Below are 9,291 nucleotides of genomic sequence, written 5' to 3'. Positions count from 1 at the left end.
GGGCGGGCTCCGCGCCCCCCCCCCCCCCCCCCCCCCGCGACTCAACGGAAGAGCAAGCTCTTCCGAGCAGCGAGGGAGCGTCGATCCCTCGAGTAATCGGCGTGCTCAAAAATCGGAGATTTTTGGCATCACGAAACGGCTTTGCCGTTTCGAACGACGGCGCGCCGACGACCTCGCGAACGCGCAGCGTTCGCTCAACGGGGAAGGACAGGCGATCACACCGCAACCGACCGCGAGCGAACCCGAAGGGTGAGCGAGCGGGCCGACGACCGATGTGAACGAGCGACGACGCGGCGCGAAGCGCCGCTACGGAGCGAGAGAACGGAGGGAGGAGGCTTTTGATAAACCTTTTATCGAGGGACATCGCGGTCGCGACGGTTCGCGACCGCGATAGACCGTAGAATAAAAGGTTTTAGTTGAGAATCGACTGCGCCACAGTTGCGAGCTGGCCGTTGTCGGCCTCGGTGAGTCGCTCGTCGCCAATCTTCAGGCGCAGGCGCGGACGGCCGACGTCGATGGGAACCTTCTCGGTGTCGATCAGGCCCATGTCCTCGAGCTTGGTCTTCGTTCGGCTGAACGTCGCCTTGCTGGCGATGCCGACGTCCTCGCCCCACTTGCTGATGTCGTACAGCAGCGCCTCGTTTTTCGCGGCGACGAGCAGCGAGATCGTGACCTCGTCGAGGCCGTCGCCGTCGCCGCGGGCGGTCTCGAGCGAGTCGAGGATCGCGCTGAAGTCCTCCTGTGCGTCGGGGCTGATCTCCTCGGAGAGCGTGTTCTGGACGTCCGAGATCGGCGGCGTTCGGAGGTTGAACTGCGAGGCGTCCTCCCAGCGGGTCGCGTAGGCGTCGTGGGTGTCGGCGACGAAACTCTCATCGTCGGTGACGAGTCCGCCGACGCGGTCGTTGGCGTGAACGATGGCGACGACGCTGTCCTCGGTGACGAGCAGGGAGTTCTCGGGAGCCTCCTCGAGCGAGCGCAGCGAGAGTGCGCCCTGGCTGACGAGGTCGGCTGCGTTCGAGGCGACGATGAAGTCGTCCATGACGTCTTTGAGTGTCCGTTCGTCGGCGAGCATGTGCACCGACGGGAGGTCGCCCTCGAAGGCGGTCGCCACGGAGACGAGCTGCTCGATGGCATCCCGGGAGGGGTTTACCATGTACACGTCGCCGCTCGCGTCTTCGAGTACCGATTCGAGGATATCGTCAATCTGGTGATTGAGTAAATTCGAGGTCATGCCAATACAGAAGTAAACGAGGTACAGTTACTTAATTTTGGTGGCCGTTTTTCCCGGCAGAACCGACGGCTTCCACTGTGGCGAGACAGGGGGATCGCGGGACTACCGTCGAATCAGGCCGTCCGGTTCTCGTCCACCCCTTCATTTATGCCTGTTTCTCGTGACAGTAAATTAGTATTGTAGCCCTATACATCTATATTTATATTTGAAATTACGACAAAACTTATGTTCACCTTCTGTTATTGTAGGGTTGCATGGGTGCATTTGGTAACCTGATCGAGGCGGTGCGGATGGGTGTCGAACGACGAGTAGGAACCAGCAGCGACGACCGCTTGCTCCTCCGAGCGAGCGGCGTCAGCACGTACAGCGGTCCGTAGCGGTTCAGACTAACCGCGACCACAGTTCTCCGGACCAGTAAATATCGCCGTCGTAGATGACCGACGACTCCGTATCCTTGAGCAGTGACAAAAGTTCCGATCGGTCCAGCGTGAAACTGGATTCGTTGCCACAGAGGTAGGCGTACTCGCTGCCGGTCGTGTGTGGCACGTAGTACGATCCGGTCGCACGCGTCGAGTAACAGTCGAACGTCGCCAGATACCGGTCGCTCTCGAGTTCCTCGAGGGTGATCGTCGTCGGGAGCCGGCTGTCGCTCTGGGTGAGCGAGTGGGTTCCGTCGCCGACGACGGCGTAGTCCTTGCCCATCATGATCCGGCGGCGAGCGAGTCGAAGCGCGCGCTCGATACTGAACCCCCGGACGAGTAGCTTGGCGAACGTCGATCCGACCTTGATGGCGTGGTCGTTCAACACCTTCCGGAACGTCACCGCGCCCGCGACGCTTCCCTTCTCGATCAGCTCCATTCCCTCGTAGTAGGAGCCACAGGCGTTGAGGAAGAACGTCTGTGCGGAACACTGCTCGAGGCTCGATGCCGAGAGCGTCCCGTCGGTACAGCGAAGACCGTCGGTCTCGCAGTGACCGATGTAGTGGACGAAGTCGTACTCGCTCTCGAACACCGTCGCGAGTTCGGCCCTTGTCAGCCCCTCCTCGACGGTGATGTCGATCCGGACCTCGTTCGATCGTCGCCGGTATATCTCGGCGACGTCGTCGTGTTCCCCAGCCATCTCGGGATCGTTCAGGACGACGCAGATCGAGGTCGACTCGCTCGAGCGCTCGAGGTACTCCAGTCGGTTGTGGTAGGCAGCCGCCGTCGATTTGAAAACGTCGATCGGGACGCCGTCAGCGAGCCAGCCGTGAACCCGTGCGTCCCGGAGATCGGGCTTGACGATGTCGACCGACGCGACCTGTCCGGAGTGGGCTCCCCCCGGCGAGCCGTTTCCGCCGCGATAGAAGTCGGTCAGCGAACGTTCGATCAGCTCCTGGCCCTCGAGCTCGGAGGTACGGGCCGTGTACAGCAGGCTCATTCGATCGAGCAGGAACGGGAGCGTCTCGAGGGTTTCGTACTCGGGAGCGACGTACGTCGCGAGGTGCCACTCCGGAAGGCGGTGCTCGACCGCCTCGTAGGGAACGTCGAGGTAGGTCGCGAGCCGCGTCGAGGGTGGCGCCTCGTAGAGCCGCTCGGCGTCGAGTTCGAGGACGTCGAGGAGACTGGACTCGGCGAGCTGGGTCCCGTACGGGCCGACGTTGCGGGCCAGACAGTCCAAAAAGAACGTCTTCCGGAGGAGCCGCTCGACGTCTCGCTCGAGATCCGGCATGGGTGCCAGCTCCCGTTCGACGCCCTGATCGGGAACGCGAAGCCGCGGACGCGTTCCGACGATGTCGTCGCTGTTCGTCGTTCGCACCGTCGCCTGGAGGTAGTACGCGAGCGACGCGGTAGCGTACAGCGCCTCGTAGTTGTGCGGGACGACGAGCTCGATGCCGCTCTCTCGGTTCTCGGATCGGATCCCCGCGGGGATCTCCAGTTCGTCGCCGAACTCGATCAGCGGCGGATGACCGCGCAGCGTCGGATACGTACGGTCGGGGGTGGTTGTCTTGTACGAGGAGGCGAGATGGGAGATAGCCGTCGCGATTTCTGACGGAGAGTCGGGGACGGTGATCGTCCCCGCGGGGCGTTCGTGGCGGCTCCGAAGGCCGACGATGACTCGGATCGGCTCCGGGAAGGAGACGACGATCGACTCGAAGTCGTCGGTCTTTCGAATGGTCGCACGTCCGGAAAAACGGAGGTAGCTCTTGATCTCCGTGTCCACGTCGATCACGTACTCGTCGGGCGGCAGCGAGAGGGGTTTGCCGCCCGGATCGAGCTCGTACCGCGCGCTCGATCCGAGCGCGAACGCGTAGACGACGGCGTTCGGGAACCGAAGCTCATCGGTCGTGACGGTGATCGTCTCGTCGACCGGGCGCGGTATCTCCCGGCCGGTGCCAACGACGGAGAGGTCGCTCCCGACGACGGTGAGTTCGGCGTTATCCGTGTCCATCACGTGGAGCGTTTCCCCGGCCGTCGCCCACTCGATCATTCGGTATGCTCAATACCCGCCCGATTAGTTAGGTGTATCGGACGTGTCCTCCGATCCGGAACGTTTCGCCGGACGAGAGCTACTGGCTCGACTTGCCGTAGACGGGTACACTTATGCGCCCACCGAACCGCACACCAGATATGGATCACGAGCACGTTCGGGACGTCGACCCCGCCGTCGCCGACGCACTCGAGGGAGAGGTCGATCGACAGCGGGAGTCGCTCCAGATGATCGCCAGCGAAAACCACGTCAGTCGCGCCGTCATCGACGCACAGGGGAGCGCCCTGACGAACAAGTACGCCGAGGGCTACCCCGGCGAGCGCTACTACGGCGGCTGCGAGTACGCCGATGAGGTCGAGGAGCTGGCGATCGACCGCGCCACGGAACTGTTCGGCCCCGAGCACGTCAACGTCCAGCCCCACTCGGGCACCCAGGCCAACCAGGCGGTCTACTTCGCGATGCTCGAGCCCGGCGATAAGATCCTCTCGCTCGATCTGAATCACGGCGGCCACCTGAGCCACGGTCATCCCGCGAACTTTGTCGGCCAGCTCTACGACGTCGAGCAGTACGAGGTCGACCCCGAAACCGGCTACCTCGACTACGAGGGGCTCGCCGAGCAAGCCGCCGAGTTCGAACCTGACATCATCGTCTCGGGCTACTCCGCGTACCCCCGGGAGGTCGAGTGGGAGCGCATCCAGGAGGCCGCCGACGACGTCGGTGCCTATCACCTCGCCGACATCGCTCACATTACGGGGCTGGTCGCCGCCGACGTCCACGGGTCGCCCGTCGGCACCGCCGACTTCGTTACCGGCAGTACGCACAAGACGATTCGAGCGGGTCGGGGCGGGATCGTCATGTGCGACGAGGAGTACGCCGACGACATCGACGCCGCCGTCTTCCCCGGCGGCCAGGGCGGCCCGCTGATGCACAACGTCGCCGGCAAGGCCGTTGGGTTCAAGGAGGCCCTCGAGTCCGAATTCGAGGAGTACGCCTCCCAGACCGTCGCCAACGCGAAGGCGCTCGGCGAGGGGCTCTCGGAGCACGGCTTCTCGCTGGTCTCGGGCGGAACCGACAACCACCTCGTTCTCGTCGACCTCCGTGAGAGCCATCCCGATACCTCCGGCGGCGACGCCGAGGAGGCCCTCGAGGACGCCGGCATCGTCCTCAACGGAAATACGGTTCCCGGCGAGACCCGCTCGCCGTTCGACCCCTCGGGGATCCGCGCCGGCACGGCCGGACTGACGACCCGAGGCTTCGACGAGGACGACTGCCGCGAGGTCGCGGACCTGATCGCTCGCGTCGTCGACGCCCCCGATGACGAGGACGTCATCGCCGAGGTCCGTGAGGACGTCGAGACGCTGTGTACGGAGAACCCGCTGTACGAATAGCTCCGCTCGAGACGCTCGTAGGGACGCCCCAGTTCGACCGTTGCTGGTTTTTGTCGATGGGTCGAACGACACCTCGATCGGTGCATGCAGATGACTTATAGACGAGCGTGATGGTCGGAAACACATGCCATTCGATCGAACGGCTGTCGGTCGTCGAACAGTGCTCTCGGCCGTCGGAGCCGCGGGAATCGCTGGACTTACCGGAAAGGGCGGAGCCACGAACGGGTCGCTGGCTCACGGCGACGAGTCCGGAGCGGGAAGCGACGAACCGGCGATCGTTCCCGACGGTGTCGAACGGATTGATCGGACCTTCGAGTACCACCTCGAGCTGGGACTGCACCACGGTGCGCAGCTCTCGGTGTGGGAGGATGGCGAACTCGTCGCCGATCTCGCAGGGGGCGTCGACGGTCCCGACGGCGACGAGGTGGCCGACGACTCCCGGTTCCTGCTGTTCTCGTGTACGAAACCGTACGCCGCGGCGTGTCTCCACGTGCTTGCCGACCGCGGGGAGATCGGCTTCGACGACCGTGTGGTCGACTACTGGCCCGAGTACGCCGACTCGGAGTCGCCGAAGGCCGAGACGACGATCCGACACGTCCTGAGCCACCAGGCCGGAATCCCGGCGGTCGACGTCGACGAGACGCCGGAGCTGTGGGACGATCGGACCGCGATCGACTGCGCGGTCGAGGAAGCCACCCTCGCCTTCGAGCCGGGTGAGACGGCCCAGTACCACGTCTTCAGCTTCGGGTGGATCATCGCCGGGCTCGTCCGGCGAATCGACGGTCGGCGGATCGACCGGTTCGCGCGCGAGGAGGTGTTCGAGCCGCTGGGGATGGACCGAACCCACATCGGACTCCCCGAGGACGAGCCCGACGACGTCGCGACGCTCGTCGGATTCGAGCCGTTCGACCGCGTCGGCGAACCGGAGCCGATCGTCGGCTACACCACCGAGGAAGCCGCCGCGGAGTTCAACCGCGAGGACGTCCGGCGGAGCGTCGTCCCGGGTGCGACCGGGGTCGGCACTGCGAGCGATCTGGCCAGGTTCTACGCCTGCTACGTCAACGGCGGCGAGCTCGAGGGAACCCGGCTGCTCGAGACGGAGACGGTCGACGAGGCGGCCGCGCCCCAGGCCGAGGTCGGACCCGAGGGCGGCGTCGGCACCGCACAGCGGTACGGGCTGGGGTTCCAGCTCGGCGGCACCGTCCCGGACCGCCACGGCGTCCCCGATCCCGCAGCCACCTACGGCCACGCCGGGCTCGGCAGCAGCATCTCCTGGGCCGATCCCGAGGACGGACTCGCGTTCGCGTACGTCACCAACGGGATCCGGGACGCCTACGAGCACGACGTCCGGATGGCGACGATGGGCGAGACGGCTCGAGCCGAGAGTCGCTGATCCTCGAGCTGTCCACGATCGTAGGTATCGAGGATCTCCGTGACTGAACGATGACATGGATCCGAGCGTTGATTAGCCTCGCGGCCGCCCTCTCGAGTATGACCGAGATCATCGACGGGGAGGCCGTCGCGAGCGAGATTCGCGACGACCTGACGGACGCGATCGAACGACTGGCCGACGCGGACGCGCGGCCTGGACTGGCGACGGTGTTGATGGGCGACGATCCCGCGAGCCAGACCTACGTGAACATGAAACAGCGCGACTGCGAGGAGGTCGGCATCGAGAGTACACACGTCGACGTCGACGGCGACGCTCCAGCCGAGGCGCTGTACGACGCGATCGCCGATCTCAACGACGACCCCGAGATCCACGGCTACATCGTTCAGGCGCCGGTCCCCGACCACGTCGACTACCGCGAGGTGATCCGCCGGGTCGACCCCGCGAAGGACGTCGACGGTTTCCACCCGGAGAACGTCGGTCGACTCGTCGCCGGCGATGCCCGCTTTCGGCCGTGTACCCCCCACGGCGTCCAGAAGCTGCTCGCCCACGCGGGGGTGGACCTCGAGGGCGCGGACGTGACCATCGTCGGCCGATCGGATATCGTCGGCAAGCCGCTGGCGAACCTGCTGATCCAGAAGACCGACGACGGCAACGCTACGGTGACGGTCTGTCACTCGCGAACCGAGAACCTCGCGGAGAAAACCCGTCGAGCCGATATCGTCGTCGCGGCCGCGGGTGCTCCCGAACTGATCGACGGCTCGATGATCGGCGAGGGTACAGTCGTGATCGACGTCGGCGTCAACCGAGTAGATGCGGACACCGAGAAGGGGTACGAACTCGTCGGCGACGTCGAGTTCGAGAGCGCGAAGGAACACGCGAGCGCGATAACGCCCGTTCCCGGCGGCGTCGGCCCGATGACCCGCGCGATGTTGCTGTACAACACCGTCAGGGCCGCGAGTCTGCAGGCGGACGTGGACGTCGACCTGCCCTGACGATAGCGGTCAGTACGCACCCGGCTCGAGGTCCTCGAGCCGGTCTTGGGCCTGCGTAAACGCCAGTTCGTCTCCCCGGAGTCCGTTCGCGAGGTCGCGGGTCGCCTCGAGCAGACGCTCGGCCGTCTCCGGGTCGACGTCGCCGTCGAGCATCCGGATCCGCTTGACGTGATCGCCCAGCGTCTCGAGGGCGCCCCGTTCGGCACCGGTCAGCTCCCGGTCCTGAGTCCAGTTGCGAACGTCCCGGCGGTACTCCCGAACCGCGTTCGCGTACGCGAGCCCGCGAGCCCCTCGCAGCGTCGGAGGCACCTCGTCGGTTCCGGGTCGTTCCCCCGCGTCGGCCCCCCGGAGCAACGAGAGGAAGTACAGCTCCTCGCGGTCCTCGAAATCGCGTCTGCGGCCGACGACGTCGGCGACGTGGCGCAGTTCGGCCGCCGCGAGGTAGCGGTCGTCGAGGTCGCGGAGGTCGCCGGCGTTGATAAATCCCCGTCGCTTCGTGTGTTTCCTCGCGCGGTCGCGCGCGCGTTTCGCCAGGTCGTCGATCGAGACGTCGTCGATGTCGTTTCTGACCGGGGTGAGGTCGAGCTCGACGGAGAGATCCGTGTGCTCGGTTCGGTCGTCGAGACCGACACTACGCAGACTCCCACAGGCCGGACAGCCGACGCTTCCCGTCTCGTAGTACGACCACCGGGTACCACACTCCGTGCACTCGCGCTCGCCCCTGATCTTCATACGCGGCGACTACGATCGGAGCGGCAAAAAGATCCACCGGACCGACTACGACTCTCCCGTCAGGAGAAATCCCGCGGCAGCTCCGCCGATTGTCACCGTAAGCCAGTACGTACAGAGCCGGTAGATCAGCGCGATCGTCAACGCGGCCGCTGGATCGAGCCCGCCCAGGGTCGTCAGCGTCGCGGTAACCATCGCTTCGACGCCGCCGGTGCCCCCGGGAGCGGGGACTACGGCTCCGAGCTTCCCGAACGCGACGGCCACCGCGACGACCGCGAACGGGAGCTGATAGCCGAGTGCGCTCGCCCCGATGTAGACCGGGAGCATGAGAAACACCATCCCGAGATGGGCGGCGACGACGGCGATCAGTAGCGTCTGCCTGTCGGCGGAGATCGTCTCGATGGTCCGGTAAAACCCGTCGAGGCGATCTCGAACCGACTCCGGAGCGAGCGGGTCGTCGAGTCGGCTACTGAATCGACCGACGAGTCGTCGGATGAAAGTCGTGAGGCCGACGACGACGGTGTAGACGACCGAGGGCCGATAGACTATCAGGGCAACGATTCCGACGAGGGTAAAAAAGAGGGCGCCGAAGGCGACGAACTGGTCGATCAGCCCGTCTCCGAGCGCGTCGCCGACGGTCAACAGCCCGAGGGCGACGAACCCGAACGTGTAGTACGGGACGTAGTTCAACAGATCGGCCGAGAGGACACTCGCGAGGCCGTCCTCGTAGGCCATCGACTCGTCCTTCGAGACGAGGTAGGCGACGAGTGGCTCCGTCGCAATCTGCCCGTACGGCGTGACGTACTTGAGAAACATCGCTGTCAGGAACAGCCCACCGATCTGGGTTCGGGAGAGCCCCTCGTCGACCAGCGAGAGGAACTGCTCCCACACCACTCCACGAAAGGCAAGCGCGAGCAGTCCCGAGAGGACGCCGAGTGCGAGCATCGCGGGATTAGCCGAGAACAGCTCCGCAATGAGGTCGTCGCTACCGACGGTGTAGACCAGAATCCCCAGAAGGAAGACGGCGAATACGAACCCGACGCCAATCCGCCGTTTCATAAACATACCATCACAGCAGGTGTTCAATTA

Annotated in this window: 8 protein-coding genes; 4 read left to right on the top strand and 4 right to left on the bottom strand. The window is 65.1% G+C overall.

Features of this window, described 5'->3' with window-relative positions:
- Nucleotides 1-412: 412 nt before the first annotated feature.
- Nucleotides 413-1,231 (bottom strand): DUF5821 family protein, encoded by an 819-nt coding sequence (locus QA600_RS09370; protein WP_278291679.1) that lies wholly within the window; start codon nucleotides 1,229-1,231, stop codon nucleotides 413-415.
- Between the two features lie 254 nt (nucleotides 1,232-1,485).
- Between QA600_RS09370 and QA600_RS09365 the strand changes: the two genes are divergently transcribed.
- Nucleotides 1,486-1,608 (top strand): hypothetical protein, encoded by a 123-nt coding sequence (locus QA600_RS09365; RefSeq protein ID WP_278291678.1) that lies wholly within the window; start codon nucleotides 1,486-1,488, stop codon nucleotides 1,606-1,608.
- A 4-nt stretch (nucleotides 1,609-1,612) separates the two neighbouring features.
- Here QA600_RS09365 and QA600_RS09360 read toward each other — a convergent pair whose 3' ends face one another.
- A complete protein-coding gene (locus QA600_RS09360; protein ID WP_278291677.1) occupies nucleotides 1,613-3,700 on the bottom strand; it encodes a hypothetical protein in 2,088 nt (695 codons plus the stop codon).
- Between the two features lie 140 nt (nucleotides 3,701-3,840).
- Here QA600_RS09360 and glyA point away from each other — a divergent pair, with 140 nt between their 5' ends.
- From glyA to QA600_RS09345, 3 genes are all read left to right on the top strand, one after another.
- Nucleotides 3,841-5,088 (top strand): serine hydroxymethyltransferase, encoded by a 1,248-nt coding sequence (gene glyA, locus QA600_RS09355; RefSeq protein ID WP_278291676.1) that lies wholly within the window; start codon nucleotides 3,841-3,843, stop codon nucleotides 5,086-5,088.
- A 124-nt stretch (nucleotides 5,089-5,212) separates the two neighbouring features.
- On the top strand, nucleotides 5,213-6,481 hold the full coding sequence (locus tag QA600_RS09350; RefSeq protein ID WP_278291675.1) for a serine hydrolase domain-containing protein: 1,269 nt from the start codon (nucleotides 5,213-5,215) through the stop codon (nucleotides 6,479-6,481).
- A 98-nt stretch (nucleotides 6,482-6,579) separates the two neighbouring features.
- On the top strand, nucleotides 6,580-7,473 hold the full coding sequence (locus QA600_RS09345) for a bifunctional methylenetetrahydrofolate dehydrogenase/methenyltetrahydrofolate cyclohydrolase (RefSeq protein WP_278291674.1): 894 nt from the start codon (nucleotides 6,580-6,582) through the stop codon (nucleotides 7,471-7,473).
- A 9-nt stretch (nucleotides 7,474-7,482) separates the two neighbouring features.
- Here QA600_RS09345 and QA600_RS09340 read toward each other — a convergent pair whose 3' ends face one another.
- Nucleotides 7,483-8,205, bottom strand: coding sequence for a TFIIB-type zinc ribbon-containing protein (locus tag QA600_RS09340; protein WP_278291673.1), 723 nt, complete (start codon nucleotides 8,203-8,205; stop codon nucleotides 7,483-7,485).
- Nucleotides 8,206-8,250: 45 nt separating this feature from the next.
- Nucleotides 8,251-9,261: a lysylphosphatidylglycerol synthase transmembrane domain-containing protein gene (locus QA600_RS09335; protein WP_278291672.1), complete on the bottom strand. Its 1,011-nt coding sequence runs from the start codon at nucleotides 9,259-9,261 to the stop codon at nucleotides 8,251-8,253.
- Nucleotides 9,262-9,291: the final 30 nt, after the last annotated feature.

It is taken from the genome of Natronococcus sp. A-GB1, from assembly GCF_029688845.1.
Lineage (GTDB): Archaea > Halobacteriota > Halobacteria > Halobacteriales > Natrialbaceae > Natronococcus.
Note: the sequence above shows the minus strand (reverse complement) of the source record. Positions and strands in the feature narration are given on the sequence as shown.

Coding starts and splice junctions, on each gene's coding strand:
- QA600_RS09345 (WP_278291674.1), top strand. CDS start 6,580: ATGACCGAGATCATCGACGGGGAGGCCGTCGCGAGCGAGATTCGCGAC.
- QA600_RS09335 (WP_278291672.1), bottom strand. CDS start 9,261: ATGAAACGGCGGATTGGCGTCGGGTTCGTATTCGCCGTCTTCCTTCTG.
- QA600_RS09360 (WP_278291677.1), bottom strand. CDS start 3,700: ATGATCGAGTGGGCGACGGCCGGGGAAACGCTCCACGTGATGGACACG.
- glyA (WP_278291676.1), top strand. CDS start 3,841: ATGGATCACGAGCACGTTCGGGACGTCGACCCCGCCGTCGCCGACGCA.
- QA600_RS09340 (WP_278291673.1), bottom strand. CDS start 8,205: ATGAAGATCAGGGGCGAGCGCGAGTGCACGGAGTGTGGTACCCGGTGG.
- QA600_RS09365 (WP_278291678.1), top strand. CDS start 1,486: ATGGGTGCATTTGGTAACCTGATCGAGGCGGTGCGGATGGGTGTCGAA.
- QA600_RS09350 (WP_278291675.1), top strand. CDS start 5,213: ATGCCATTCGATCGAACGGCTGTCGGTCGTCGAACAGTGCTCTCGGCC.
- QA600_RS09370 (WP_278291679.1), bottom strand. CDS start 1,231: ATGACCTCGAATTTACTCAATCACCAGATTGACGATATCCTCGAATCG.